At 71.3% G+C, this 25,141-nt stretch carries 25 protein-coding genes; 18 read left to right on the forward strand and 7 right to left on the reverse strand.

Annotation, left to right across the window (positions count from 1 at the left end; all coding sequences use genetic code 11):
* The first annotated feature begins 21 nt into the window (after nucleotides 1-21).
* From AP234_RS31900 to AP234_RS31910, 3 genes are read left to right on the forward strand one after another with little or no spacing between them, the layout of a single operon-like run.
* Nucleotides 22-747, forward strand: coding sequence for a helix-turn-helix transcriptional regulator (locus AP234_RS31900; RefSeq protein WP_235558497.1), 726 nt, complete (start codon nucleotides 22-24; stop codon nucleotides 745-747).
* A gap of 14 nt (nucleotides 748-761) precedes the next feature.
* Nucleotides 762-1,205 (forward strand): DUF3291 domain-containing protein, encoded by a 444-nt coding sequence (locus AP234_RS31905; protein WP_055483478.1) that lies wholly within the window; start codon nucleotides 762-764, stop codon nucleotides 1,203-1,205.
* Nucleotides 1,206-1,214: 9 nt separating this feature from the next.
* On the forward strand, nucleotides 1,215-1,829 hold the full coding sequence (locus AP234_RS31910; RefSeq protein ID WP_055483479.1) for a class I SAM-dependent methyltransferase: 615 nt from the start codon (nucleotides 1,215-1,217) through the stop codon (nucleotides 1,827-1,829).
* 69 nt (nucleotides 1,830-1,898) lie between these two features.
* Here the strand turns inward: AP234_RS31910 and AP234_RS31915 are convergent, their stop codons facing one another.
* Complete coding sequence (locus tag AP234_RS31915) at nucleotides 1,899-2,993, reverse strand: DUF3866 family protein (protein WP_055483480.1); 1,095 nt, start codon at nucleotides 2,991-2,993, stop codon at nucleotides 1,899-1,901.
* A gap of 36 nt (nucleotides 2,994-3,029) precedes the next feature.
* Here AP234_RS31915 and AP234_RS31920 point away from each other — a divergent pair, with 36 nt between their 5' ends.
* The 6 genes from AP234_RS31920 to AP234_RS31945 are packed head-to-tail and all read left to right on the forward strand — an operon-like array spanning nucleotide 3,030 to nucleotide 9,190.
* On the forward strand, nucleotides 3,030-3,986 hold the full coding sequence (locus tag AP234_RS31920; protein ID WP_055483481.1) for a WYL domain-containing protein: 957 nt from the start codon (nucleotides 3,030-3,032) through the stop codon (nucleotides 3,984-3,986).
* Nucleotides 3,983-4,936: a helix-turn-helix transcriptional regulator gene (locus AP234_RS31925; protein WP_055483482.1), complete on the forward strand. Its 954-nt coding sequence runs from the start codon at nucleotides 3,983-3,985 to the stop codon at nucleotides 4,934-4,936. The genes AP234_RS31920 and AP234_RS31925 overlap by 4 nt, the downstream gene beginning before the upstream one ends.
* 17 nt (nucleotides 4,937-4,953) lie before the next feature.
* Nucleotides 4,954-5,151 carry a hypothetical protein gene (locus AP234_RS31930; protein ID WP_055483483.1) on the forward strand — a complete coding sequence of 66 codons (198 nt, stop codon included), beginning with the start codon at nucleotides 4,954-4,956 and terminating at the stop codon, nucleotides 5,149-5,151.
* Between the two features lie 27 nt (nucleotides 5,152-5,178).
* Entirely contained in the window at nucleotides 5,179-5,502 is a 324-nt protein-coding gene (tatA, locus tag AP234_RS31935) for a twin-arginine translocase TatA/TatE family subunit (RefSeq protein ID WP_063843170.1), read from the forward strand.
* A gap of 57 nt (nucleotides 5,503-5,559) precedes the next feature.
* Nucleotides 5,560-6,411, forward strand: a complete 852-nt coding sequence (gene tatC, locus AP234_RS31940) for a twin-arginine translocase subunit TatC (protein ID WP_055483485.1) — start codon at nucleotides 5,560-5,562, stop codon at nucleotides 6,409-6,411.
* A 55-nt stretch (nucleotides 6,412-6,466) separates the two neighbouring features.
* Nucleotides 6,467-9,190 (forward strand): DEAD/DEAH box helicase, encoded by a 2,724-nt coding sequence (locus AP234_RS31945; RefSeq protein ID WP_055483486.1) that lies wholly within the window; start codon nucleotides 6,467-6,469, stop codon nucleotides 9,188-9,190.
* A gap of 207 nt (nucleotides 9,191-9,397) precedes the next feature.
* Here AP234_RS31945 and AP234_RS31950 read toward each other — a convergent pair whose 3' ends face one another.
* From AP234_RS31950 to AP234_RS31960, 3 genes are all read right to left on the reverse strand, one after another.
* Nucleotides 9,398-10,312 (reverse strand): 5'-3' exonuclease H3TH domain-containing protein, encoded by a 915-nt coding sequence (locus tag AP234_RS31950; RefSeq protein ID WP_055483487.1) that lies wholly within the window; start codon nucleotides 10,310-10,312, stop codon nucleotides 9,398-9,400.
* 266 nt (nucleotides 10,313-10,578) lie between these two features.
* Nucleotides 10,579-10,992 (reverse strand): GNAT family N-acetyltransferase, encoded by a 414-nt coding sequence (locus tag AP234_RS31955; protein WP_055483488.1) that lies wholly within the window; start codon nucleotides 10,990-10,992, stop codon nucleotides 10,579-10,581.
* A gap of 122 nt (nucleotides 10,993-11,114) precedes the next feature.
* Nucleotides 11,115-12,014 (reverse strand): PP2C family protein-serine/threonine phosphatase, encoded by a 900-nt coding sequence (locus tag AP234_RS31960; RefSeq protein WP_055483489.1) that lies wholly within the window; start codon nucleotides 12,012-12,014, stop codon nucleotides 11,115-11,117.
* Between the two features lie 212 nt (nucleotides 12,015-12,226).
* Here AP234_RS31960 and AP234_RS31965 point away from each other — a divergent pair, with 212 nt between their 5' ends.
* The gene (locus tag AP234_RS31965; protein ID WP_055483490.1) at nucleotides 12,227-13,342 is read left to right on the forward strand and encodes a M24 family metallopeptidase; all 1,116 of its coding nucleotides are present in this window, start codon (nucleotides 12,227-12,229) and stop codon (nucleotides 13,340-13,342) included.
* Between the two features lie 68 nt (nucleotides 13,343-13,410).
* On the opposite strand, the gene bioB is transcribed toward AP234_RS31965, so the two are convergent.
* Nucleotides 13,411-14,484 carry a biotin synthase BioB gene (gene bioB / locus AP234_RS31970; RefSeq protein WP_055483491.1) on the reverse strand — a complete coding sequence of 358 codons (1,074 nt, stop codon included), beginning with the start codon at nucleotides 14,482-14,484 and terminating at the stop codon, nucleotides 13,411-13,413.
* Between the two features lie 157 nt (nucleotides 14,485-14,641).
* Here bioB and AP234_RS31975 point away from each other — a divergent pair, with 157 nt between their 5' ends.
* The 8 genes from AP234_RS31975 (at nucleotide 14,642) to AP234_RS32010 (ending at nucleotide 23,761) form a co-directional block, all read left to right on the forward strand.
* Nucleotides 14,642-17,215 carry an ATP-dependent Clp protease ATP-binding subunit gene (locus AP234_RS31975; RefSeq protein WP_063843171.1) on the forward strand — a complete coding sequence of 858 codons (2,574 nt, stop codon included), beginning with the start codon at nucleotides 14,642-14,644 and terminating at the stop codon, nucleotides 17,213-17,215.
* 62 nt (nucleotides 17,216-17,277) lie between these two features.
* Entirely contained in the window at nucleotides 17,278-17,760 is a 483-nt protein-coding gene (locus tag AP234_RS31980) for an Lrp/AsnC family transcriptional regulator (protein WP_152990735.1), read from the forward strand.
* A gap of 77 nt (nucleotides 17,761-17,837) precedes the next feature.
* Nucleotides 17,838-18,809 carry an STM4015 family protein gene (locus AP234_RS31985; protein WP_200926810.1) on the forward strand — a complete coding sequence of 324 codons (972 nt, stop codon included), beginning with the start codon at nucleotides 17,838-17,840 and terminating at the stop codon, nucleotides 18,807-18,809.
* Nucleotides 18,809-19,807 (forward strand): STM4015 family protein, encoded by a 999-nt coding sequence (locus AP234_RS31990; protein WP_235558499.1) that lies wholly within the window; start codon nucleotides 18,809-18,811, stop codon nucleotides 19,805-19,807. The genes AP234_RS31985 and AP234_RS31990 overlap by 1 nt, the downstream gene beginning before the upstream one ends.
* Entirely contained in the window at nucleotides 19,804-20,871 is a 1,068-nt protein-coding gene (locus AP234_RS31995) for an STM4014 family protein (RefSeq protein ID WP_152990736.1), read from the forward strand. The genes AP234_RS31990 and AP234_RS31995 overlap by 4 nt, the downstream gene beginning before the upstream one ends.
* Complete coding sequence (locus tag AP234_RS32000; protein ID WP_083502614.1) at nucleotides 20,846-21,637, forward strand: STM4013/SEN3800 family hydrolase; 792 nt, start codon at nucleotides 20,846-20,848, stop codon at nucleotides 21,635-21,637. Before AP234_RS31995 ends, AP234_RS32000 begins: the two co-directional genes overlap by 26 nt.
* Nucleotides 21,624-22,916: an STM4012 family radical SAM protein gene (locus AP234_RS32005; protein ID WP_055483492.1), complete on the forward strand. Its 1,293-nt coding sequence runs from the start codon at nucleotides 21,624-21,626 to the stop codon at nucleotides 22,914-22,916. The genes AP234_RS32000 and AP234_RS32005 overlap by 14 nt, the downstream gene beginning before the upstream one ends.
* Nucleotides 22,910-23,761 carry an STM4011 family radical SAM protein gene (locus AP234_RS32010; protein WP_055483493.1) on the forward strand — a complete coding sequence of 284 codons (852 nt, stop codon included), beginning with the start codon at nucleotides 22,910-22,912 and terminating at the stop codon, nucleotides 23,759-23,761. Before AP234_RS32005 ends, AP234_RS32010 begins: the two co-directional genes overlap by 7 nt.
* Here the strand turns inward: AP234_RS32010 and AP234_RS32015 are convergent.
* Together AP234_RS32015 and AP234_RS32020 are read right to left on the reverse strand one after the other, a co-directional pair.
* Nucleotides 23,737-24,828: a DUF6745 domain-containing protein gene (locus tag AP234_RS32015; RefSeq protein ID WP_235558502.1), complete on the reverse strand. Its 1,092-nt coding sequence runs from the start codon at nucleotides 24,826-24,828 to the stop codon at nucleotides 23,737-23,739. The genes AP234_RS32010 and AP234_RS32015 overlap by 25 nt on opposite strands.
* Nucleotides 24,828-25,141, reverse strand: a 314-nt coding sequence (locus AP234_RS32020) for a hypothetical protein (protein ID WP_235558504.1), incomplete at its 5' end; no start/stop codon positions are given. The genes AP234_RS32015 and AP234_RS32020, both read right to left, overlap by 1 nt.

A 25,141-nucleotide genomic window follows, 5' to 3' on the forward strand; every position in this document is an offset into this window, starting at 1 on the left:
GCGTTCACCGGGCCGCTCGCTGTGGAAATCGAAGCCCACGACGACGACCTCGATGCCGTCGGCGCTCTGGGTGACCCGGTGCGGCGTGCGCTCTATCGCTTCGTCGTCGGGCAGGGGCGCGACGTGGGCCGCGAGGAGGCGGCGACAGCGGCCGGCATCGGTCGCACACTGGCCGCGTTCCATCTGGACAAGCTGGTCGAGGCCGGGCTGCTGGAACAGGGGTTCCGGCGGCTGACCGGCCGCACCGGGCCGGGCAGCGGCCGCCCGGCGAAGGTCTACCGCAGAGGGGCCGGCGAGCGCGCGGTGAGCCTGCCGCCCCGGGACTACCGCACGATGGCCCTCATCCTCGCCGAGGCCGTCGAGACGCTGGGCGGCGAGGAGCAGGCCGAGGCGGCCGCCCGGCGCGCGGGGGAGCGCCTGGCCGCCGCCCATGCCGTACCCGACGCCGACCTGTCCGCTCTGCTCGCCCGGCGTGGCTATGAGCCGTACGAGGAGGATGGGCGGATCCGGCTGCGCAACTGTCCCTTCCACCTGCTGGCCGATGATCGCCCGCTGCTCGTCTGCTCGATGAACCTCGCCCTCTGCCAGGGGCTGCTCAGCGCGTCGGGCACGGGGGAGACAGCGGTGCTCGACCCGCGCCCCGGAGAGTGCTGTGTCGTGTTCTCCCCGGGCCCTTCCGGGGGTGGTGCATCCAATGGGGACGGTGCTTTCCACGAGGGTGACGCTTCTAAAAGCAATGAAAATTGACTTAGACTTGGGGCATGCATCTGGCTCAGTTGAACGTCGCCCAGCTGATCGCTCCCCTCGACGCCCCTCAGTTGGCCGACTTCGTCGCCGCCCTTGAGCCGATCAACGCGATCGCCGACACCGCGCCCGGGTTCGTCTGGCGCCTCAAGGGGGGTGATCAGCCGACCGACACGGTGAAGCACGACTACGGCGATCACCTGTTGGTCAACTTCTCGGTGTGGGAGTCTCGCGAGGCGTTGTGGAACTTCGTCTACCGCAGCCCGCATCTGCCGGTGCTCCGCCGCCGGAGGGAGTGGTTCCATCGGGTGGCCGAGCCGTACACGGTGATGTGGTGGGTCCCCCGGGGGTACACGCCGTCGCTGGAGGAGGGCATGGCCCGCCTCGACCTGCTCCGATCTCAGGGACCGACGTCTGAGGCGTTCACCTTCCAGGACTTCTACGACTTCTCCGGCACCTAGAATGATCCGATGCGCCAGGCCGACTCAGCGCCCTACTGGAACACCAACGTCGCCAGACACCCGGGGATCCTCCGCGCCGTCCCCGAGGGCTGTGGCGACGCGCTGGACGTCGGCTGCGGGGACGGCCTGCTCGCGCGGAGGCTGACCGGGCGGGCGAAGCGCGCCACCGGCATCGACAACTCCCCGGCGATGATCGCCCGCGCCCGCGAGCTCGCCGCCGGACACCCGCGCCTCGACTTCATCGAGGGCGATTTCCTCACCGCCGACCTCCCCATCGGCGGCTACGACTTCATCTGCTCGGTGTCCACGATCCACCACATGGATTTCGCCGCGGCCCTCACCCGTATGCGCGACCTGCTGCGCCCCGGCGGCACGCTGGTGGTGGTCGGCCTGGCCCGCGAGACGACCCCGGCGGAGTGGGCGGCGACGATGGCGGCCGCCCCGGTCGTACGGATCACCAAGGTGCTGCGTCGCGCCCGCGGCCCCGAGGGAATGCCGGTGGCCGACCCGTGCATGAGCTACGGGCAGGTGCGATCCACGGCGCGGCTGCTGCTGCCCGGCGTGCGTTACCGCCGTCACGTGCTCCGCCGATACTCCCTGACCTGGCATAAACCCGCCCGCTAGAGCACACGGCGCATTACGCGGTTCGCCGTGAAAGCATTCGGCGCCTGACCAGATCCTGCGCCTCGCCTGTCATGAGGCGAGCAGGTCGGCGGCGTGGCGGCCGGCGGCGGCGGAGGCCAGGAAGTAGGCGAGGTCCTCGTCGAGGCCGCGGCCCATCGTGGACAGCCGGACCGGTGCGGCCTTGAGCGCGTCGAGCAGCCCGTCGACGGGCACGCTGACGAGGTCGTGCCGTACGGCCAGGGGCGCGGCCTGCTCGCGCACCCGATCGCCCAGCTCACCGGGCAGCTCGGGCAGCACGACCCGGGCCGGGGCCAGCGCCACCCGGCCATAGGCGGTGAGCGAGTGATGGGACACCCCGATGTGGCGGTCGCGCCGGTCGCCCTCGCTGATCCGCAGGGCGGCGACCGGCCGGCCCGACAGCACGGCGGCGGCGTTCACCGCCTCCCCGGCGCACACGCCGGAGAACCCCCAGCGGGTGCCGGTGCCGAGGTTGCCGGGGCCCTGCGCGACCACGGCGACGTCGGCGTCCAGCACGTGGCGGGCGGCGAGCAGCCCGGCGTGCAGGGTGACGGCCTCCAGATCGCCGCCGAACGCCTGCCCGACCGTGATCACCCCGCACAGCCACTCACGCGCCTTCAACTCCGCGCACGACATCGAGAACCACGCAGGAAGCGCCCCGCCGTCCTGCATCACGTACGCCACCCGCGGCCGGTCGCGGTCGCCTCCGGAGGCGTACGGTCCCGAGGCGTACAGTCCGCACAGGATCGCGGGCAGCGCCGAGTGCAGGTCGGCGATCACGACCGGCATGCCGTCGAGGGAGTCGGCGTCCCTGAGCGTCTCGTGGTGCGGCGAGCCCTGCTCGTCCGCACCCGCCACCGTCGCCTGCAGCGGCGTGTAGCGGGCCTTCACCAGATGTCCGGGGCCTGCGGGGTCCGGCGGCAGCCGGTCGGGCACCGCGACCACCATCGCGTACCCGCCCGTGCCGAGGCCCATGGCGAGCGCGGTCGTGTTGAGCAGCACGGTGTCGCCCGGCTCCGGCCGTCCCACCAGCGCGGGATAGGCCAGCGCCCGGCACGGTCCGTCCTCGGTGGCGGCCTCCAGCTCCACCGCCCCCGGCCACTCGCGCCGGACCCGCGTCACCTCGCCTTTGCGCCATCGGATCACCAGGAAAGGGTAGCGTTCTCCTCGAAGGGAGGCCCCATGTCGCGGCGGAAGACCGAGCGGTTGCTCAATCTGGTGATCTGCCTGCTCGCCACGCACCGGCCGTTGAGCGCCGAGCAGATCAGGCACGCGGTCCCGGGTTACGACCCGGACAACGACGAGGCCTTCCAGCGCATGTTCGAGCGCGACAAGAACGAGCTGCGCGAGATCGGCATCCCGATCGAGGTGCACAAGGACCCGTGGGAGGACGATCCGGGCTATCGGATCCCGCGCGAGGCCTACGAGCTGCCCGAGATCACCCTGGAACCGGACGAGGCCGCCGTGCTCGGCCTGGCCGCCCAGGTCTGGCAGCGGGCCAGCCTCGCCGACGCGGCCGGCGGCGCGCTGCTCAAGCTCAGGGCCGGGGGAGTGCGGACCGATCTCGCGGAAGGCCCGCTGGAGCTGCGGCTGCACACCCGCGATCCGGCCTTCCCCACCCTGTGGGAGGCGGTGCGCGACCGCCGGGTGGTGACCTTCGACTACCGCTCGGCGGGCAGCGAGGCCGTGCTCACCCGGGTCGTCGAGCCGTGGGGCGTGGTGAGCCGCTACGGGAGGTGGTACGTCGTGGGACACGACCGCGATCGGGACGCCTCCCGCGTCTTCCGGCTGGGCCGCATCACCGGCCGCGTGTCGCCGGTCGGCCGCCCGGGGGCGTTCACCGTGCCGGAGGGCGTCGATCTGCGGGCGATGGTCGGCTACCCGGAGCAGCCGGTCGAGCGGGTCGCGCTGGTTCTGGTACGGCAGGACACCTGCCAGGGCCTGCGGCACCTCGCCCGGGCCGTACGCACCGGGTCCGACGGGTGGGACGAGGCCGAGGTGGTGTTCACCGACCCGGAACGGCTGGCGGGGTGGATCGCCAGCCTCGGCCCGCACGCGAAGGTCGTCGATCCGCCGGACGCGCGGGAGGCAGTGATCCGCCGGCTGAAGGGGGCGCAGAAGAAGGAGGCGCTGCGATGAGCTCCGACCGGCTGCCGAGGCTGCTGGCGCTCGTGCCGTACCTGATGTCGCATCCCGGGGCCGAGGTCGCCGAGGTGGCGCGGTTGTTCGGCCTGTCGGAGAAGCAGCTCATCGACGACCTGCAACTCGTCTGGATGTGCGGCCTGCCCGGGCACACCCCGGGTGACCTGATCGACGTGTCCTGGGACGGCGGCGAGATCCTCATCGACAACGCCGACACGATCGCCCGGCCGCTGAAGCTGGGCGTGGACGAGGCGAGCGCGCTGCTGGTGGCGCTGCGCATGCTCGACGAGCTGCCGGAGTTCCAGGGCCGCGACGTGCTCGGCCGGGTGATCGCCAAGCTGGAGCAGGCGGCGGCCGAGGGCACGGCCACGATCAGCAGCCAGGTGCACGTGGAGCTCGGCGCCGCACCCGACGCCCACGCCGTGATCACCGACGCGACCCGGCGGCGCCGGCGGCTGTCCCTGCGCTACTACGTGCCGGGACGCGACGAGATCACCCCGCGCGAGGTCGACCCGCTGCGGGTGGTGCTCGTGGACGGGCGGCACTATCTGGAGGGGTGGTGCTATCGCGCCGAGGCGATGCGGATGTTCCGCATCGACCGGATCGTCGAGGTCGAGGTCCTGGACGTGCCGGTCGATCCGCCCGCCGAGGCAGAGCCGATGGACGTCGCCGAGGGCGTCTTCCGGCCGTCCGACCGCGACGAGCTCGTCGAGCTGGAGCTCACCCCGGCCGGGCGCTGGGTCGCCGAGTACTACCCGTGCGAGGAGGTCACGGAGCTGGGCGAGGGCCGCCTGCGGGTGACGCTGCGCGCCCGCGACCAGTCCTGGGTGGTACGGCTCGCGCTGCGGCTGGGCGACAGCGGGCAGGTGGTGTCCCCCGCTTCCCTGGCCGATCAGGTCGCCGCGACGGCCGAGGAGGCCCTGGCCAACTACGCGGCCGCGGGCTGACCCGTAGCATGACGGGCATGACGTGGATCTTCGTGGGCGCCGCCCTGGCGGTCGCCGGGCTCGCCGTCCTGGCGGTCCTGACCGTACGGATGATCTCCGCGGCGCGTGACCTGGGCGCGGAGTTGGCCAGGGCGAGGCGCATGCTGCCGGGGGAGGGGGACGAACCGCCCGGGTTGCGCGTACGATCGGGGGAGACAGCATGGCCCTCGCTTTAAGGACATGACATGCCCACTCTTGGTCCGATGGAATGGATTCTGATCCTTCTGGTTCTGATCCTCCTGTTCGGCGCGAAGAAGCTCCCCGACACCGCGAAGGCTCTGGGACAGTCGCTGCGCATGTTCAAGAAGGAGACCAGCAAGCTCAGCGAAGACGAGTCCGGCGAGGTCGTGCAGGCCAAGGCGGAGCCCGCGGCGCCGCCGGCGCAGCTCCCGTCGGGCGGACAGTCGGTCGAGGAGCGGCTGCGCGCGCTCGAGGAGGAGAACCGGCGGCTCAAGGACGCCCAGACCGTGGCCAACACCCAGGCTCCCGTCAACGCGCAGGCGCAGAACGAGCGCAACCCCGGCTGAGACCCGCCACCGCGTTTCGCCGGCCTCCCACCCGTCTCCTGACATAGGACTAGCGTGATGGCTCTGCTGAAGCGGTCGACTCCCTCCGTGCCGGATGACGGGCGGATGACTCTCATGGAGCACATCCGCGAGCTCCGCAACCGATTGGTCAAGGCGATCTTGGCCGTCGTGGCGGGCACCGTCGTCGGGTTCATCTTCTTCGAACCCATCTGGAAGTTCCTGAAACAGCCGTACTGCCGGCTCCCGCAGGCGCACCAGCTGGACAAGGACAAGTGCCTGCTGTTCGTCAACGGGGTGTTCGACTCGTTCTTCGTGAATCTCAAGGTCGCGCTGATGTTCGGCCTTGTGGTGTCGGCCGTGTTCTGGCTGTATCAGTTGTGGGCGTTTGTCACCCCCGGGCTCTACCAGAACGAGCGGCGCTACACCATCGCGTTCCTCGGGCTCGCCGTGCCGCTGTTCACCGCCGGGGCGGCGCTGGCCTACTTCATCATGGACAAGGGGCTGGGGCTGCTTCTCGGCTTCGCTCCCGAGGACACGCTGAACATCCTCACCATCAACGAATACCTGAACTTCACGCTGGCGATGCTGGCGATCTTCGGTGTCTCGTTCCTGATGCCGCTGCTGATGGTGTTCCTGAACGTCGTCGGCGTGCTGCGCTTCGCCACCGTGGCCAAGCACCAGCGGATGGTCGTCTTCCTGCTGTTCGTCTTCTCGGCGGTGGCCACGCCCAGCCAGGACCCGATCAGCATGCTGATGCTGGCCCTGCCGATGATCGGGCTTTTCTACATCGCCCAGGTGATCATGTTCTTCCGGGACAAGCGACACGACGCCGCCGAAGCGGCACACGCCCGCGCCATCGAGGAGGAGCTCGACGGCCCCGCCACCACCTCCGACTCCGAGTCGCAGTAGGTGAGATCCGGTCGGGCGGACGGCCCGGAATCCGGTTATCGGTAGGGTTGGCGATATGAGTACGCCTGCGGAACGCTACGCCGCATTCCGTCAGCAGCAGGTCGAATCCGGGCCCGCTCTCACCTCGTTCCGTGGTCTGTACGACTTCGAGCTCGACGAGTTCCAGCTCGACGCCTGCCGGGCACTTGAGGCGGGCGACGGTGTGCTGGTGGCGGCGCCGACGGGATCGGGCAAGACCGTCGTCGGGGAGTTCGCCGTCCACCTCGCCGTCCAGCGCGGCAGCAAGTGCTTCTACACCACGCCGATCAAGGCGCTTTCCAACCAGAAGTACAACGACCTGGTCCGCCGGTACGGCGCCGCCAGGGTGGGCCTGCTGACCGGCGACAACAGCGTCAACGGCGAGGCGCCGATCGTGGTCATGACCACCGAGGTGCTGCGCAACATGCTGTACGCGGGGTCGCCCACGCTGGCCGGGCTCGCGTACGTCGTGATGGACGAGGTGCACTACCTGGCCGACCGGTTCCGCGGGGCCGTCTGGGAAGAGGTGATCATCCACCTGCCCGAGTCGGTCCGCGTGGTCGCCCTGTCCGCGACGGTCAGCAACGCCGAGGAGTTCGGCGAGTGGCTCGGCGAGGTACGCGGCGACACCACCGTGATCGTCGACGAGCACCGGCCGGTCCCGCTGTGGCAGCACATGCTGGTCGGCAAGCGGCTGTACGACCTGTTCGTCTACGAGGGCGACGACACCCAGCGGGTCAACCCGGCGCTGATGCGGATCACCAGGGACGAGGCCCGGCTGGCGCAGACACGCGGCAGGCGGGGCTACTCGAGGCCGGGGCGGGCGATCACGCCCAACCGGGTGGACGTGATCGAGAAGCTCGACGCCGAGGGGCTGCTGCCCGCGATCACCTTCATCTTCTCCCGCGCGGGCTGCGACGCGGCGGTGATGCAGTGCAACTACGCCGGGCTGCGCCTGACCACCGACCGGGAGCGGATGGAGATCCGCCACGTCGTCGACGAGCGCACCGCGCACCTGCCCGACGAGGACCTCGCCGTCCTCGGCTACCTGGAGTGGCGCGACTGCCTGGAGCGCGGCCTGGCGGCCCATCACGCGGGCATGCTCCCGGCCTTCAAGGAGGTCGTGGAGGAGCTGTTCACCAGGGGCCTGGTCAAGGCGGTGTTCGCCACCGAGACGCTGGCGCTCGGCATCAACATGCCGGCCAGGTCGGTCGTGATCGAGAAGCTCGACAAGTGGAACGGCGAGACCCACGCCGACCTCACCCCGGGGGAGTACACCCAGCTCACCGGCCGAGCCGGGCGGCGTGGCATCGACGTCGAGGGCCATGCCGTGGTGATCTGGCAGCCGGGCATGGATCCGCTCAGCGTCGCCGGCCTCGCCGGCACCCGGACCTATCCGCTGCGCTCGAGCTTCCAGCCGTCGTACAACATGGCCGTCAACCTGGTCGGCCAGGTCGGCCGCGACCGCGCCAGGACGCTGCTGGAGGACTCCTTCGCCCAGTTCCAGGCCGACCGGGCCGTCGTCGGGCTGGCCCGGCAGCTGCGCAAGGCCGAGGAGGCGCTCGAGGGCTACGCCGAGGCCATGACCTGCCACCTGGGGGACTTCCAGGAGTACGCGGCGATGCGCCGGCGGCTGTCGGACCGGGAGGCCGAGCTGTCGCGCCAGCGCGGGGCGGCCCGCCGGGCCCAGGCCGTACGGTCCCTGGAGGTGCTGCGGCCGGGCGACGTCATCCGCGTGCCCGGCGGCCGCCGCGCGGGCCTGGCGGTCGTGCTCGACCCCGGGGTGAACCCGGCGAACGGGCGCGGCGACGGCCCCTCGCCGCTCGTCCTGACCATCGGCAAGCAGGTCAAGCGGCTGTCGGCGGCGGACTTCCCGGTGCCGGTCGAGCCCCTGGAGAAGATCAGGATCCCGAAGGGCTTCAACGCGCGCTCACCGAAGGAGCGGGCCGATCTCGTCTCCACCATGCACGCCAAGATCGGCGACCGTGATCTCGGCAAGCCGGAACGGGCACGCGACCACGCCGTGGAGGACGAGGAGGTGACCCGGCTGCGGCGGGAGCTGCGCCGGCATCCCTGCCACGGCTGCGACGAGCGCGAGGACCACGCACGCTGGGCCGAGCGTTACCACAAGCTGCTCCGGGAGACCGAGGGGCTGCGCCGCCGGGTCGACAGCCGCTCCCATGTGATCGCCCGGACCTTCGACCGGGTCTGCGGCGTGCTCGACCAGCTCGGCTATCTGGACGGCGAGACGGTCACCGCGCATGGCCGGCGCCTGGCCAAGATCTACACCGAGCTCGACCTGCTCACCTCGGAATGCCTGCGCGCGGGTGTGTGGGAGGGGCTCGACCCGGCCGAGCTGGCCGCGTGCGTGTCGTCGCTGGTGTACGAGTCACGGCAGTCGGACGACACGCGCAGCCCGAAGATCCCCGGCGGGGCGGCACGTGAGGCGCTCGCCGAGATGGTCCGGCTCTGGGGCGAGCTGGAGGAGATCGAGCGAGATCACGGTCTGTCGTTCGTCCGCGAGCCCGATCTCGGATTCGCCTGGGCGGCCTTCCGCTGGGCCAGGGGCCACAGCCTGGACGCCGTGCTCACCGACTGCGATCTCGCGGCGGGCGACTTCGTGCGCTGGGTCAAGCAGCTGCTCGACCTGCTCGGCCAGCTCAAGGACGCCGCGCCCCGCGGGGCCAAGGTGGGGGACAACGCGGCCAAGGCGATCGAGGCCATGCGCCGGGGCGTCGTCGCCTACTCCTCGGTGGCCTGAGCCCGCCGTTCGAGCAGGGCCGCCGGTCCGGGCGACCGGTTCAGCGGCCGGACCGGCGGCACGGCTCAGCGGCCCGCCAACGGCAGAGCTCAACCGCCGGGTTCAGCGGTCCGGTTCAACGGCAGAGGGCTCCGACGGCAGGGGTTCCGACGGCACGGGGTTTCAACGGCAGAGGGTTTCAACGGCACGGGGTTCCAACGGCACGGTTCAACCCAGGGCGGCGAGCAGGCGGTTCAGCGGGCTGTCGAGGCCGTACCGCTCGGACAGGGCGATCAGGCGTTCCGGATCGCGCGGCTTGGCCGGGCGGGTCAGGTCCAGCTCGGGGAGCGGGGCGTCCCGCGCCACCCAGACCACGGTCGGGGCGACCTCCAGATAGTCGCGGGCCGCCGCGAGCTTGTTGCGTGCGCCGCCGGTGAAGCCGTCGGTGGTGCCGGCGTCGAGCGCGGCCAGCATGGCGGCCAGCGAGCCGAACCGGGTGATCAGGGCCGCGGCCGTCTTCTCGCCGATTCCGGCCACCCCGGGCAGGCCGTCGCTCGCGTCGCCGCGCAGGGTGGCGAAGTCCGCATACGCCCGGCCCGGAATTCCGTACTTCTGGCTGATAAATGCCTCATCAACCACCTGAAGGTTACGAATGCCCCTTACTGTGTAAAGGGCCCGGCAGGGTTTCGCGTCGTCGACGAGTTGGAACAGGTCCCGATCGCCGGTGACGATGTCCACGGCGCCGGTCGCCCGGGCCGCCAGCGTGCCGATCACGTCGTCGGCCTCGTAGCCGGGAACGCCGACACGGGCGATGCCGAGGGCGTCCAGGACCTGCTCGATCACGGGCACCTGCGGGGCGAGGGCGTCGGGCACGGTCTCCGCGCCGTCGTCGGTCGCCACCCGGTGGGCCTTGTACGACGGGATCGCGGCCACCCGGAACGCGGGTCGCCAGTCGGCGTCCATGCACGCCGCGAGCCGCGTGGGGGAGTGGTCCCGGAGCAGCGTTGCGATCATGTCGATGAGCCCCCGCACCGCGTTCACCGGCATGCCGTCCGGAGCGGTCACCGACTCGGGCACGCCGTAGAACGCGCGGAAGTAGAGCGACGGGGTGTCGAGTAGGAGACACTTCTCGGGGCGGGTCATGGGTCCATCATGGCTGACCCGTACGACAACAGGGGACTTGTCCTTGGTCTCTCGGCGCCGCGAGCCGCTTCCGTCGGTCTTTCAGACCTCGTGCGAGCAGCAGGCCCCTGTGGCGGCTCTGGCCATGGGGGAAGGAAGAGACCGCGACCGTACCGCTGCAGCACCCTTCCGGGCACGCCGCCGCAGCCCGCCCGACTGTACGCATTTTCTTGCGAGATTTCCGACTTCTACTGCACGGGACGTGTGGCGTCCGATTCGTCACATGGCTATTGGATCAGGCTCTTCGCGGAAAGAACTCGGTCGTTCATGACGTTGAAACAGTGCTTCTCGTAGAAACCTCTGACCTCGTCAGAGGCAACCAACAGAAGGGTGCGCCCATACCCTGACGTCGTCAATGATCGGCGAAGGCGATCCAGCAGCCGACTTCCTATACCTGCGCCTTGGTGATGTGGATGGATCATGAGGTCCTGCACATAGGCATACATCACACCGTCGCCTATGATCCTCCCGGCTCCGACGATCTCCCCATCCTTGGTGGCGTATACACCGAGCAAACTCGCTGCGAGAGCTTGCTCGGCGACCTGAAAGCCGCATGTGCTCCAGCCGACCGCCTCGCGGAGCCGAAGGTAATCCTCAACGGGAGGCAAGCCATCGAGCATCTCAATCCGTGAACGCGTCATGGCCGTTCCACCTCGGGCCGCCCCGGGTCAGAGGAGAGCTCGTGTACATCTAGTCCTCGCACCAGCCCATTCTGACCTGCTCGCCCGGCGATCCGCGCCGGGTCACATGTGGGCCGGAGCCCTCACCCCGTCACCCGTACCGCCAGCAGGCACACGTCGTCCTCGGGATCGGGCCCGCCGATCGAGGTGACGAACCGGTCGAGCCGCGCGTCGAAGTCCGCGCCGGATTCCGCGGCCGTGACCGTTTCCCGGTCGGCGCCGGAGCGTTCGGCGCCGGTGATCTCCTCGCCGGTGATCTCCTCCGCGCCGCGCAGGGCGAGCGACACCCCTTCGCCGATGTCACGGTCCCGCCGCTCCACCAGGCCGTCGGTGAACATCAGCAGCAGGTCGCCGGGCGCGAGCCGGACCTCCGCCATGCCGTACGGCGGGTTCGCCGTCGCACCGAGCACGACCCCGGCCGGGGCCGCGAGCTGCCGGGCGGAACCCCGCCGCACCAGGATGGGGGCGGGGTGGCCGGCCTGCGCCCAGGAGAGCAGCCGGGTGGCCGGGTCGAAGTGGCCGCAGACCACGGTGGCCGTCGTGTCGGCGAAGCCGTCGAGGACGAGGGTGTTGAGCCGGGCGAGCAGCAGGCCGGGGGAGGCCCCGGACATGCTCAGCCCGAGCAGTGCGCGCCGCAGCCGGGTCATCTTGTCGATCGCGGGCTCGCCGTGGCCGGACACGTCGCCGACGGCCAGGAACAGCCGGCCGTCCGGCAGCCGGACCGCCTCGTACCAGTCGCCCCCGAGGCCGGTCGCCTCGCCGGCCGGGACCGAGCGGGCCGGGACCGAGCGGGCCGCGATGCTCGTGTAGGGGAGGTCGTTCGAGCCCACCGGTCCCGGCAGGATCGAGTCGCGCAGGCCCGCCGCCGTGTGGGCCCACTCCGCTGCCCGTGCTCGGACACTCTGCAGTTGCCGTGACGACTCCTGCTCGGGGTCGTCGGTGGGGGGGAGGGACGGCTGTGCGCCGTCCACTAGGCCGACCATGAAACTCGCTCTCAGCATGCTCGCGGATACGGGGACCGGGCAGAACGAAACGTGATCGTTCTAGCGCGGAGCGTAGCAGCAGAGGGTGCCGCCGGGATGGGATTTCTTCTATGGGGTGGAATAAACCCCAGCCCGCCGACGCCGCCGCGTGTCGCCCGACGGCGGCGAGCGCAGGGGCGGAGATCGGCGGGAGGGGCACTACATTGGGCCTTGTGACAACGACGTCCTCTGAGCTTTATCCGGTGACCCGCCTCGCCGAGGTCCGTGCGGCCACCGACCGGGCCGGCCTCGGCGCCCTGCTGCTGACTCCGGGACCCGATCTGCGCTATGTGACCGGCTACGACGCGATGCCCCTGGAGCGGCTGACCTGCCTCGCCGTGCCCGCCGCCGGGGAGCCGTTCCTGATGGTCCCGCGTCTGGAGCTGCCGGCCGCCGAGCACTCGCCGGCCGCGCGGCTCGGCATCGAGTTCGTGGCCTGGGACGAGACAGACGATCCGTACGAAGCGGTCGCCCGCCGGCTGGGCGCCGTCGAGCGGGTCGGCCTCGCCGACCGCATGTGGGCGATGCAGTCGCTGCGGTTCCGCGCCGTCATGCCGGGGGCGGAGCAGGTGCTCGCCGGGAGCGTGCTGCGCGAGCTGCGCATGCGCAAGACCCCGGCGGAGAAGGCCGCGCTGGCGGAGGCCGGGGCGGCCATCGACGCGGTCCACGGCCTGGTCCCGGGCCTGCTGAAGGCCGGCAGGACCGAGCGCGAGGTGGGCCGGGACATCGCCGAGGCGATCATCGACGCGGGGCACGCCCGGGTCGACTTCGTGATCGTCGGCTCCGGACCGAACGGCGCGAGCCCGCACCACGAACTGTCCGACCGGGTGATCCAGCCCGGCGAGCCCGTCGTGGTCGACATCGGCGGGACCATGCCGAGCGGCTACTGCTCCGACTCCACCCGGGTCTACTGCATCGGCGAGCCCCCCGCGGAGTTCGCGGCCTACTACGAGGTGCTCAAGAACGCCCAGGAGGCGGCCTGTGCGCACGTACGGCCCGGGGTGACCTGCGAGTCGGTGGACGCCGCCGCCCGCGAGGTGATCGCCGAGGCGGGGTACGGCGACCGCTTCGTGCACCGCACCGGCCACGGCATCGGTCTGGAGACCCACGAGGAGCCGTACATCGTCAGCGGCAACACCGAGCCGATGGAGCCGGGCTTCGCGTTCTCCGTCGAGCCGGGCATCTACCTGCCGGGCGAGCACGGCGCCCGGATCGAGGACATCCTCATCTGCGGCGAGACCGCCGGCGAGCGGCTGAACAACACCACCCGCGACCTCGTCGTCGTCTAGATCGGTCCCGGAAGACGATTCGGCGGCCCGGCCGCGCCCGATGGGGTGCCGGCCGGGCCGCCGGACGTTCAGGCGTTGGCGGCCTCGCCGGTGCCCGCGCCGCGCCTGCGGGGCCGTACGAGATCGTGGTGGGCGTCCCCGTGTCCCTCGTGCGGATCGTCGGGTGCCGCGCCCTCGACGACGAAGCCCGCGTCGCGGATCAGCTGGAGGTCGTCCTGGCCCGGCTGCCCCTCGCTGGTGAGGTAGTCGCCCAGGAAGATCGAGTTCGCCACGTGGAGCGCCAGCGACTGCATGCTCCGCAGATGGATCTCCCGTCCGCCGCCGATCCTGATCTCGGCGTCCGGGCAGACGAAGCGGACCATGGCGAGGATCCGCAGGCAGCGCTGCGGAGTCAGATGCCACTCCCCGCCCAGCGGCGTGCCCTCGAACGGGATGAGGAAGTTCACGGGGATCGAGTCGGGCGCCAGCTCACGCAGCGCGAACGCGACGTCGACCAGGTCCTGGTCGCTCTCCCCCATGCCCGCGATGAGGCCGGAGCAGGGGGACAGCCCCGCCTTCTTGGCCAGGTCCACGGTCTGCACCCGATCGGCGTACGTATGCGTGCTGCAGATGTCGGCGTAGGTGGCGTCGGAGGTGTTGAGGTTGTGGTTGTAGGCGTCGGCGCCGGCGTCGCACAGCCGGTCCGCCTGGCCGTCGGAGAGCAGCCCCAGGCAGGCGCACACCTCGACATCGGGGTGATCGGCCTTGATCGCGGAGATGCTCCGGGCGACCCTGTCGACGTCCCGGTCGGTCGGGCCGCGGCCGCTGGCGACCAGGCAGACCCGCCTGGCGCCGCCCGCGATGCCGGTGGCGGCGCTCGCGACCGCCTCGTCGGTGCTCAGCCAGGTGTACTTGAGCACGTCGGCCTTGGAACCGAGCCGCTGGGAGCAGTAGGAGCAGTCCTCCGGGCAGAGCCCGCTCTTCAGGTTGACCAGGTAGTTGAGCTTGACCCGCCGGCCGAAGAAGTGGCGGCGCACCCGGAAGGCGGCGGCGACCACGTCCAGGATGTCGTCGTCCGGCGTGGCCAGCACGGCACGCGCCTCGTCGCGGGTGGGCGGCTCCAGGCGGATCGCCTTCTCCGCCAGGGCCTCGAGTGAAATCATGCGCTTCTCTCCATTCGCGTGGTCGGCCGATCGGCGATCAAGCAACAGCACACAGCATCGCATCCCGGCCCCGAAGAGGGGAGCGCGCCGGTTACGTCAGGCGGCCACGGGTAGGCGGAGGTTTGACCGACACCTGACTACGCCGCTGGGGGACGACATGACGAGCAGCGAGTTCTGGCCGTACGGTTTCAGCCCGTTGGACGAGTTGATCACCCGGTTCTTCGGGGGGCAGCCCGGTGGGACCCCCGGACCCGGTCGGCCGGTCGACATCGGGCGATTGCTCAGTGAGGACGCGATCGAGCTGCTCCGGGTCGCGGCGGCCAAGGCCGCTGAGTGGGGTGCGGCCTATCTCGACACGGAGCACCTGCTGTGGGCCGCCACCCGGGTCGACTCGACACGGCGGCTGCTGGAACAGGCCGGGGCCGATCCGGAGGAACTGGCCGGCAACGTGGCCGAGCTGGCCGAGCGGCACGAGTCGCGGCAGGGGCCGATGCCGCTGGCCCCGGCGGCGAAGCGGGCGCTGCTGGACGCGCGGCGGATCGCCAGGGCCACCGGGCACTCCTACATCGGCCCCGACCACATCGTCTTGGCGCTGTCGGCCAACCCCGACTCCATAGCCGGGCGGCTGCTGCGGCGGATCTCGCCGCAGGCGCTGGGCACCGACGCGGCGGCCGGCCCGGCGGAGGCGGCGCCGATCCGGCGGTCGCCCAGCACCACCCCGACGCTCGACCAGTACGGCAGGGACCTGACCGAGCTGGCCAGGGAGGGCAGGATGGACCCGGTGATCGGCCGGGACGACGAGATCGCCCAGACGATCGAGGTGCTGTCGCGGCGTACCAAGAACAACCCGGTGCTGCTGGGCGAGCCCGGCGTCGGCAAGACCGCGGTCGTCGAGGGGCTGGCTCAGCGGGTGGTCGGCGGGGAGGTGCCGGAGACGCTGCGCGGCAAGCGGGTGGTGCAGATCGACCTCGCCGGGATGGTCGCCGGCACCAAGTTCCGCGGCGAGTTCGAGGAGCGGCTGAAGAAGGTCATCGACGAGATCCGCGACCACGGCGACGAGCTGATCGTGTTCCTCGACGAGATGCACACGGTCGTCGGCGCGGGCGGCGCCGAGGGCGCGATCGACGCCTCGAACATGCTCAAACCGGCGCTGGCCCGGGGCGAGCTGCACGTGGTGGGCGCCACCACGCTGGACGAGTACCGGCGCTACGTCGAGAAGGACGCGGCGCTGGAGCGGCGCTTCCAGCCGGTCCTCGTGCCGGAGCCGAGCGTCGCGGACACGATCGAGATCCTGCGCGGGCTGCGCGACCGGTACGAGGCGCATCACCAGGTGCGGTTCGGCGACGAGGCGCTCATCGCGGCGGCCGAGCTGTCGGACCGCTACCTGACGGGGCGGTTCCTGCCCGACAAGGCGATCGACCTGATGGACCAGGCGGGGGCGCGTGTCGCGCTGCGGACCAGGACCACCCCGTCCGACACCCGCGAGCTGGAGGAGCGGCTGGAACAGCGGCGGCGCGACAAGGAGCAGGCCGTCGCCTCAGAGGACTACGAGCGCGCCACCGAGCTGCGGGACGAGATCGCCGAGCTCGGACGGCGGATCGAGGAGACCAGGGGCGGCCGTCGCGGCGTGCCGGAGGTGACGGCGGCCGACATCGCCGAGATCGTCTCACGGGCGACCGGCATTCCCGTCGCGCAGCTCACCCAGGAGGAGAAGGACCGCCTGCTCGCCCTGGAGGAGCACCTGCACCAGCGGGTCATCGGCCAGGACGAGGCGGTCGAGGCGGTGGCGGAGGCGGTGCGGCGGTCGCGCGCCGGCCTCGGCGACCCCAACCGGCCGATCGGCTCGTTCCTCTTCCTCGGCCCGACCGGCGTCGGCAAGACGGAGCTGGCCCGAGCGCTGGCCGAGGCGCTGTTCGGCGACCAGGACCGGATGATCCGGTTCGACATGAGCGAGTTCCAGGAGCGGCACACCGTCTCCCGGCTCGTCGGCGCGCCGCCCGGCTACGTGGGCTACGAGGAGGCGGGCCAGCTCACCGAGGCGGTACGGCGGCGGCCGTACTCGGTGGTCCTCCTCGACGAGATCGAGAAGGCGCACCCCGACGTGTTCAACCTGCTGCTGCAGGTGATGGACGACGGCCGGCTCACCGACGCGCAGGGCCGTACGGTCGACTTCAAGAACACCGTGCTGATCATGACGTCGAACCTCGGCGCCGAGCTGATCATGGCGCATCCCGGGGAGGCGGCGGCCGGGCTGCGCGGCCAGCTCATGCGGCTGCTGCAGCGGGCGTTCCGGCCCGAGTTCCTCAACCGGATCGACGAGACGATCGTCTTCCACGGCATCGACGCCGAGCAGCTCAGGCAGATCACGGGGCTGCTGCTGGAGGAGAGCAGGCGGCGGCTGCACGCCCAGGACGTCGTCCTCGACGTGGACGGCGCCGCGGTCGACTGGCTGGCGCGGCAGGGATACCAGCCGGAGTTCGGGGCGCGGCCGCTGCGCCGTACGCTCCAGCGAAAGATCGACAACACGCTCTCCCGGCTGCTTCTCGACGGCACGCTCAAGCCCGGGCAGCGGGTCCACGTCGGAGTGCGGGACGGCGACCTGGCGTTCACGGTGTCGGAGGAGGAGGAAGGCGCCCCGGCGCCCGGCGTCGAGCCGCACGCGCTGGTCGCCCCGGAACGGGAGGAGGGCCGGCCGGAGGAGCGGGTGCAGTCTCCCGGTCACTACCTCTGAACCGTCTCATTCTGAGGACATCACGCACACGGGCACACCGGGACGGCGCTACCGTTTCAGACGTGGAGGAGATCGATCGCCGAATCGTGACATTGCTGGCAAGGGACGGCCGGATGAGTTTCACCGACCTGGCCAAGGAGACCGGACTGTCGGTGTCGGCCGTCCACCAGCGGGTGCGCAGGCTGGAGAAACGCGGGGTCATCCGCGGATACGCGGCGCTGGTGGACCACGACGAGATCGGCCTGCCGCTGACCGCGTTCGTCTCGATCAAACCGATCGACCCGGCCGCGCCCGACGACGCCCCCGAGCGGCTGAGCCATCTCACCGCCATCGAGGCGTGTCACAGCGTGGCCGGGGACGAGAGCTACATCCTGAAGGTCCGCGTCGCCTCGCCGTTCGCGTTGGAGGAGCTGCTCCAGCAGATCCGCGCTTCCGCCAACGTCAGCACGCGGACCACGGTCGTGCTGAGCACCCCGTACGAGCACCGCACCCCGATGGGCGGACCCGATCCCGCATCCGAGGCCGCCCACGACCGCGAACCCTGACGAGCGGGGCCGATCGGAATGTCGGCGGGGTCTGGTAGGACAGTGCGCGTCAGGTTCCCCAGCCGAGGATGTCCGCCATGTTCCCCTACACCCCGGTCCCGTACGACAGGTTCCACGGGTACAAGCACTCCTACAGCGACCGCTACGCCGGGCTGCCCGTGGGCCGTGGGCCGTTCGAGGAGGACGAGGAGCTTCCCGAGCCGGGTGCGGCGGCGTGGTATCTCAGCGCAAGCGAGTTCGGCGACGATCACGAGAGCTTCGCCGAGGCCTTCGGTGAGCTGCTGGAACGCGTCGACGTCGGCCGTGTCAGGGCGCTGGTGATCGGCGAGTGGGAGGAATGCTACGAAACCTCCTCGGCGCACATCGTCGAAACGCTCGCCGACCACGCGGAGAGGTTCCCCGAGCTGCGCTCGCTCTTCTTCGGCGCGATCACCGCGGAGCAGGCGGAGATCTCCTGGATCCAGCAGTCGGACATCACCCCGCTGCTCGAGGCGTTCCCCCGGTTGGAGCGTCTCGAGGTGCGGGGCGGCACGGGTCTCGCGCTGCGCCCCATACGGCACGAGTCGCTGCGGGTGCTGCGCATCGAGACCGGTGGCCTTCCGGGCGCCGTGGTACGCGCGGTGGGCGGCTGCGACTTCCCGGTGCTGGAGCACCTGGAGCTGTGGCTGGGGGTCGGGAACTACGGCGGTGACGCCACCGTCGCCGACCTCGAGCCGATCCTGACCGGTGAGCGCCTGCCCGCGCTGCGCCATCTGGGCCTGCAGGACAGTGAGATCCAGGACGAGGTCGCCGCGGCCGTCGCCGCCGCGCCGGTCGTCGCCCGGCTGGAGTCCCTCAGCCTGTCCATGGGGGTGCTCACCGACGTCGGGGCCGAGGCGCTGCTCGGGGGTCAGCCCCTGACGCACCTGCGCCGGCTCGACCTGCACCACCACTTCCTGAGCGACGCGATGGCGGCGCGGGTGGCGGCGGCCCTCCGTGGTGTCGAGGTCGACCTGTCCGATCAGGAGAAGGCCGACGGGGACTGGCGGTACGTGGCGGTGAGCGAGTGATGACCGGAGCCGGACACGACGGGCCGGGGAAAGACCAGATGGACGCGCCCGATCCCGGCATGACCTTCGTCAACGAGGACACCTACCTCTACAACGACGTCTGGAACGATCAGCAGTATTTCGACGGCAGGCCGGTGGTGGAGCTCAGCGAGAGCGTGAACGTGAGCGATCCCACCGGGGTCGCGTGGCTCCTGTACGGCCGGGCGGGGTCCGACGCCGGATCGGACGCGACGACGTTCGAGGAGGAGCTCACCGCGCTGCTCGACACCGTCGGCGAGGAGCGGGTCGAGTCGATCGTCTGCGCCGGAGACGGGGTCGACGCGGAGGGCCTCGTGGCCAACGCCCACCGGCTGCCCCGCCTCCGGTCGGTCTTCCTGGGATCCATCAGCCTGGAGGGGTACGAGATCTCCTGGATCCGGCAGACGGACGTCACCCCGCTGCTCGAGGCGTTCCCCCGGCTGGAGCGGCTGGACCTCCGCGGCTCCGATGGGCTGGCCCTGCGGCCCGTACGGCACGAGCACCTGCGGGTGCTGCGGTTCGAGTGCGGCGGGCTGCCCGGTGCGGTGGTGCGGGGCGTCGGGGCCTGCGATCTTCCGGCTCTGGAGCATCTGGAGCTGTGGCTCGGCGTCGAGGACTACGGCGGTGACGCCACCGTGGCCGATCTGGAGCCGATCCTGTCGGGCGACCGGCTGCCGGCGCTCAGGCGGCTCGGTCTGCGCGACAGCCCGGCACAGGACGAGATCGCCGCGGCCGTCGCCGCCGCGCCCGTGGTGGCGCGGCTGGAGGAGCTCAGCCTGGCCATGGGCGAGCTGACCGACGCCGGGGCCGAGTCCCTGCTCACCGGGCAGCCGCTCACCCACCTGTGCCGGCTCGACCTGCACCACCATTACCTCGGCGAGCCGGTGATGGACCGGATCACGGCCGCCCTTCCGGACGTGGACGTGGACCTGTCCGACCGGCAGCCCCTCTATGAGAGGTATGTGGCGGTGAGCGAGTGACGCCGCCGCGCCTGGCCGTCGTCGGAGTGCCCGGCGATCGGCGCGTCGGGCTGTTCCGCGACGCCGTGGTCGCCTGCGGGCTGGCCGAACCGCAGGTGATCTCCTGGCGCGACGTGCTGACCGGCGGCGAGGTGAGCACGCCGGCGGGAACGCTCCTGCGGATCGAGTCGCCGGGTGAGGACGCGGAGATCGACGCGCTGCTGCGCGGACCCGGAGACCCCACCCGGGTCGCCGGGGGAGCCGCCTGGTACGCCGCGTTCGTGGCGGGCCTGCGCCGGGTGGCCGCCGTTCCCGGCGTCCGGTCGCTGGGGGACGTCGAGGAGATCGCGGTGATGTTCGACAAGCGGCGCTGCCACGCCCGGCTCGCCGCGGCCGGGCTGCCGGTGCCGCCCGCCTTCCGGGCCGGGTCGTACGGCGAACTGCGCGAGCGGATGGCCGAGCGGGGCTGGGCCAGGGTGTTCGTCAAGCCCGCCCACGGCTCGTCGGCGGCCGGGGTGATCGCCTTCCAGTCGAACGGGGAGCGGGTCAAGGCGGTGACGTCGGCGGCCTGGTTCGACGGGGTGCTGTGCAACTCGCTGCGGGTCCGCTCCTACGAGGACGAGGGCGACGTGAAGGCGCTGGTCGAGACGCTCGCCCCGGACGGGCTGCACGTCGAGCGGTGGTTCCCCAAGGCCTCGCTGGGCGGCCGGACGTTCGACCTGCGGGTCGTCGCCGTCGCCGGGATCCCCACCCACGCGGTCGTCCGCACCAGCCGGACGCCGATCACCAACCTGCACCTCGGGGGCGCCCGAGGCGATCTCGACGCCGTCCGTTCCCAGGCCGGCCTGTGGCGGCGGGTGCTCGACACGGCCGAGGCGGCCGCCGCGTGCTTTCCGGGAAGCCTGAGTGTCGGCGTCGACGTCATGGTGGGCGCCGACCGGCGGTCGGTGGCCGTGGCCGAGGTGAACGCGTTCGGCGATCTCCTGCCGAACCTGGGCGATCTCGCGGGAGGAGGCAGGGACACCTATGCCGAGCAGGTCGAAGCGATCCTCGATCGACATGAACGACGTCGTGGGCACCCATGACATCCTCCTGGTCACGCTCGACACCCTCCGGTACGACATCGCGGCCGAACTGGCCGACGCCGGGCGGCTGCCGGGCCTGCTGCCCGACGGCAGGAGGTGGGAGAGACGGCACAGCCCCGGAAGCTTCACCTACGCCGCCCATGCGGCGATGTTCGCCGGATTCCTCCCCACACCGGTCACGCCGGGGCCGCATCCGCGGCTGTTCGCCGCGACGTTCCCCGGCAGCGAGACGACCGCACCCGGCACGTGGGTGTTCGACGCGGCCGACCTGCCGACCGGGCTCGCCCGGGCGGGCTACCACACGGTCTGCATCGGCGGGGTGGGGTTCTTCAACAAGCTGACCCCGCTGGGCTCGGCCCTGCCCGCTCTGTTCGCCGAGAGCCACTGGGCACCGGAGTTCGGTGTGACGAACCCCGGCTCCCTTGAGCGGCAGATCGACCGCGCCGAGGCCGTGCTGGCCGGACGGGAGCGGGACCGGCCGGTCTTCCTGTTCGTCAACGTGTCGGCGCTGCACCAGCCCAACCACTTCTACCTGCCGGGAGCCGCAGAGGACGGCCCGCACACCCATGCCGCCGCGCTCGAGTACGTCGATCGGCACATCGGCAGGTTGTACGCGCTGATGCGCCGGCCCTGTCTCGTCATCGTCTGCTCCGACCACGGCACCGCGTACGGAGAGGACGGGCATGTCGGCCATCGGATCGGCCACGAGGTCGTCTGGACGGTGCCCTACGCCGAGTTCATCCTGGAGCAGCATGCAGGCCTATGAGAGCCCCTACGGGGGCTACGTCTACGCCTACCCGCACAAGACGGCCTACCGCCCGCTCGATCCGCGTCCCGCCCTGCGTGACGTCTGGGCCGGGGAGCACGCCGCCGCGTTGTACGTCCACATCCCGTTCTGCGAGATGCGCTGCGGGTTCTGCAACCTGTTCACCCGCACGGGGGCGCCGCAGGATCTGGTCGGCGCCTACCTCGACGCGGTGGAACGGCAGGCGCGAGCCGTACGGGACGCCCTCGATGAGCGGAGTACGACCGGGCCGCGTTTCACCACGGCGGCCTTCGGCGGCGGCACCCCCACCTACCTGGACGCCCGCGAGCTGACCCGCCTGTTCGACCTGACCGAGCGCGCGATGGGCGTGGACCTGGGCGCCGTCCCGCTCTCCGTGGAGACCTCCCCGGCCACCGCCACCCGCGACCGCCTCGCGGTGCTGGCGGAACGGGGCGTGAGCCGGGTCTCGATCGGCGTGCAGAGCTTCGTCGACGCCGAGGCACGCGCGGCCGTGCGACCGCAGAAGCGCGCCGAGGTCGACGCGGCCCTCGACGCGATCCGCGCCGCGGGCATCCCGACGCTCAACATCGACCTGATCTACGGGATCGACGGGCAGACGCCCGACTCGTGGCGTTTCTCCCTGGACACCGCCCTGACGTGGAAGCCGGAGGAGGTGTACCTCTACCCGCTGTACGTCCGGCCGCTCACCGGTCTGGGCAAGCGGGGCCGCGCCTGGGACGACCAGCGCATGGAGCTCTACCGCCAGGGTCGCGACCACCTGCTCGGCTCGGGATACGAACAGGTCTCCATGCGGATGTTCCGGCTGCCCGGCTCCGGCGCGACCACCGACTACTGCTGCCAGACCGACGGCATGGTCGGTCTCGGCTGCGGGGCCAGGTCCTACACGAGCACGCTGCACTACTCCTTCGAATACGCGGTCGGCGTCCGCCACGTCAGGGGGATCATCGACGACTATGTGCGGCGGGACGACTTCGACGTCGCCCACGTGGGCTTCGCCCTGAACCTCGAGGAGCGCAAGCGGCGGCATCTCATCCAGTCGCTGCTGCAGGCCGACGGGCTGGCCCGCGACCTCTACCGCGCCCGCTTCGGCGTCGACGTGCTCGAGGACTTCGCCCTGGACCGTTTCGGCGACCGGCTCACGGTGGACGACCAGAGGCTGCGGCTGACCGCGGACGGGCTGGCCAACTCCGACGCGATCGGGCCGGCGCTGTTCTCCGCCGAGGTCAGGCGGCTGATGGACGGATACGCGGCATGCTGACGATCCTCTACCGCGGGCCGCTGGCGAGCTGCGACTACGACTGCGGCTACTGCCCGTTCGCCAAGCGCAGGGACACCCCGGAGCAGCTGCGCGCCGACCGGGCCGCCCTCGAACGGTTCACCTCCTGGGTCATGGCCCAGGACACCGAGATCTCGGTGCTGTTCACCCCCTGGGGAGAAGGGCTGGTGCGGTCCTGGTACCGGGAGGCGCTGGTGCGGCTGTCCTGGTCCGGCAACGTCCGGAGGGTCGCCATCCAGACGAACCTGAGCTGCCGCACCGGCTGGCTCGCCGACGCCTCAGACCGGGCCGCGCTGTGGGTGACCTACCATCCCACCCAGGTTCCCTACGAGCGGTTTCTCGCCAGGGTCCGTTCCCTGCCCGTACGGCACAGCGTCGGCATCGTCGGCGATCCGGCCCACCTGGCGCACGCGCGCAGGCTGCGCGACGACCTGCCGGCCGAGACCTATCTGTGGGTCAACGCGCAGGAGGGCCGGATCTACAGCGACGCCGAGGCGGCCGAATGGACCGCCATCGACCCGCTGTTCGGTTACAGCCGCCTCCCGCATCGCAGCGCCGGGCTGCCGTGCCGCACGGGCGAGACCGTGATCTCGGTGGACGGCGACGGCGAGGTCAGGCGCTGCCATTTCATCCCGCGGGTGCTGGGCAATCTCTACGACGGGTCGTACCGGCGGTCGCTGCGGCCGCGCCCCTGTCCTGCGGCCGCCTGCGACTGTCACATCGGATACGTCCATCTGGAACCGCTCGGCCTGTACGACGTCTTCGCGGGAGGCGTGCTGGAACGCGTTCCCGCCGCCTGGCCTCAGGTCTCCCGCTCCGGCCGGTAGTCGTCCTCGGTCACCCCGAAGGTCCACGCGACCCCTTCGCGTGCCCTGGACACCCACGGCGGCACGCGCAGGAAGTAGGTGCGCCGTGTGCCGTCGGGCTCGGGCGTCGAGTTGACCACCTCCACCATCACGATCGGTTCGTCGCCGGGCAGGTCGATCCGCCACAGCACGCCGGTCTCGTCGGAATGCCGCGGCCGGGCCCCGGACTCGGCGAGATAGCGTTCGAAACCGAAATGCTCCAGCATGACCCGTCGCAGCTCGGCGTTGTCCTCCGCGCGGATCCGCTCGGGGGTGAGCGCGGCCATGGCCGCGCCGAATCCGGCGGGGACGGGCATGCCCCGCCACGCGTGCAGGGCGAAGCCGTCCGCGTAGGACATCGCCGGGCCGTCGGCCCGATGCAGCCGCCCGAGGCCGTCCACGTGCAGCTCCACGGGACGGTCGGTCATGATCGCGACACGCTCGAAGGGCCACCACCAGCCCGCGTTCCGCGCGACCAGCTTGAGCCCGGCCATGCCGTCGAACGCCGACAGCCAGGGGGCGTCGTGCTGGCCGAGCACCGCGTCCAGCGTCGCCCGGCGCGGCACCTCACCACCGAGATCGGCGATGGCCCGTCGCACGTCGCCGACCAGGCGGTCCACCGGCCGCCACAACCTGCCGCCCGTCTCCGCCCAGTGCCGTGCCCAGCCCGCGGGGCCGAGGGCCGCGCTCGCCTCGGCCCGGGCCCGCTCCCAGGGCAGGGTCCGGACCTCGTGCCTGACCGACCGTCCCGGCTCAAGACCGTCGATGCCGTCGAGCGCGCCGAGTCGCCCGAAACCGATGTCCTTCACGGCCGCGCGGGCCTCGGCGGTGCCCGTGAGCCGTACCACCGCGATCGCACCGGCGGCGGGTGAGGCCAGCCAGACGATCACCTCGGGCTCGGGCAGCCCCGCGTCGCGGTAGGCCAGCCGCACCCCCGCCTCGGCCTCGCCGCGATGTCCGGTGAGATCCCGCTCACCGCCCGCGCCCATGACCGAGGTGTCCGGCCCGTGGGTCGCGAAGGCCACGTCCCGCCAGGTCAGCGTCTCCATCAGTCGGCCACCATCCGGAACGCGCCGGGCACGTACTCCCGCTGGCGGATCACCCGGAACCACCCCTTGGGCAGCGAGATCGCATCGTGCTCCTCGTGGACGAGCCGGCCGCCCTCGGGCAGGTGAAGGAAACCGGGGAACAGCGTCCCCGGACCGGGAATCGCGTGGCAGTGTCCCGTCGCCTCGCCCTCCGCCAGCACCAGCCGCCCCCGCGCGTCGCGCTGCTCGGGGCGCAACCCGCGTGGCACGGACTCCTCGGCAACGGGCACGATCAGAACGTCGCCCTGTCGGTACATCGGCCAACCTCCGTCTA

The sequence above is a fragment of the Sphaerimonospora mesophila genome (genome assembly GCF_001417795.1).
Lineage (GTDB): Bacteria > Actinomycetota > Actinomycetes > Streptosporangiales > Streptosporangiaceae > Sphaerimonospora > Sphaerimonospora mesophila.

Coding starts and splice junctions, on each gene's coding strand:
- AP234_RS31905 (WP_055483478.1), top strand. CDS start 762: ATGCATCTGGCTCAGTTGAACGTCGCCCAGCTGATCGCTCCCCTCGAC.
- AP234_RS31910 (WP_055483479.1), top strand. CDS start 1,215: ATGCGCCAGGCCGACTCAGCGCCCTACTGGAACACCAACGTCGCCAGA.
- AP234_RS31920 (WP_055483481.1), top strand. CDS start 3,030: ATGTCGCGGCGGAAGACCGAGCGGTTGCTCAATCTGGTGATCTGCCTG.
- AP234_RS31925 (WP_055483482.1), top strand. CDS start 3,983: ATGAGCTCCGACCGGCTGCCGAGGCTGCTGGCGCTCGTGCCGTACCTG.
- AP234_RS31930 (WP_055483483.1), top strand. CDS start 4,954: ATGACGTGGATCTTCGTGGGCGCCGCCCTGGCGGTCGCCGGGCTCGCC.
- tatA (WP_063843170.1), top strand. CDS start 5,179: ATGGAATGGATTCTGATCCTTCTGGTTCTGATCCTCCTGTTCGGCGCG.
- tatC (WP_055483485.1), top strand. CDS start 5,560: ATGGCTCTGCTGAAGCGGTCGACTCCCTCCGTGCCGGATGACGGGCGG.
- AP234_RS31945 (WP_055483486.1), top strand. CDS start 6,467: ATGAGTACGCCTGCGGAACGCTACGCCGCATTCCGTCAGCAGCAGGTC.
- AP234_RS31950 (WP_055483487.1), bottom strand. CDS start 10,312: ATGACCCGCCCCGAGAAGTGTCTCCTACTCGACACCCCGTCGCTCTAC.
- AP234_RS31955 (WP_055483488.1), bottom strand. CDS start 10,992: ATGACGCGTTCACGGATTGAGATGCTCGATGGCTTGCCTCCCGTTGAG.
- AP234_RS31960 (WP_055483489.1), bottom strand. CDS start 12,014: ATGGTCGGCCTAGTGGACGGCGCACAGCCGTCCCTCCCCCCCACCGAC.
- bioB (WP_055483491.1), bottom strand. CDS start 14,484: ATGATTTCACTCGAGGCCCTGGCGGAGAAGGCGATCCGCCTGGAGCCG.
- AP234_RS31975 (WP_063843171.1), top strand. CDS start 14,642: ATGACGAGCAGCGAGTTCTGGCCGTACGGTTTCAGCCCGTTGGACGAG.
- AP234_RS31985 (WP_200926810.1), top strand. CDS start 17,838: ATGTTCCCCTACACCCCGGTCCCGTACGACAGGTTCCACGGGTACAAG.
- AP234_RS31990 (WP_235558499.1), top strand. CDS start 18,809: ATGACCGGAGCCGGACACGACGGGCCGGGGAAAGACCAGATGGACGCG.
- AP234_RS32000 (WP_083502614.1), top strand. CDS start 20,846: ATGAACGACGTCGTGGGCACCCATGACATCCTCCTGGTCACGCTCGAC.
- AP234_RS32005 (WP_055483492.1), top strand. CDS start 21,624: ATGCAGGCCTATGAGAGCCCCTACGGGGGCTACGTCTACGCCTACCCG.
- AP234_RS32010 (WP_055483493.1), top strand. CDS start 22,910: ATGCTGACGATCCTCTACCGCGGGCCGCTGGCGAGCTGCGACTACGAC.
- AP234_RS32015 (WP_235558502.1), bottom strand. CDS start 24,828: ATGGAGACGCTGACCTGGCGGGACGTGGCCTTCGCGACCCACGGGCCG.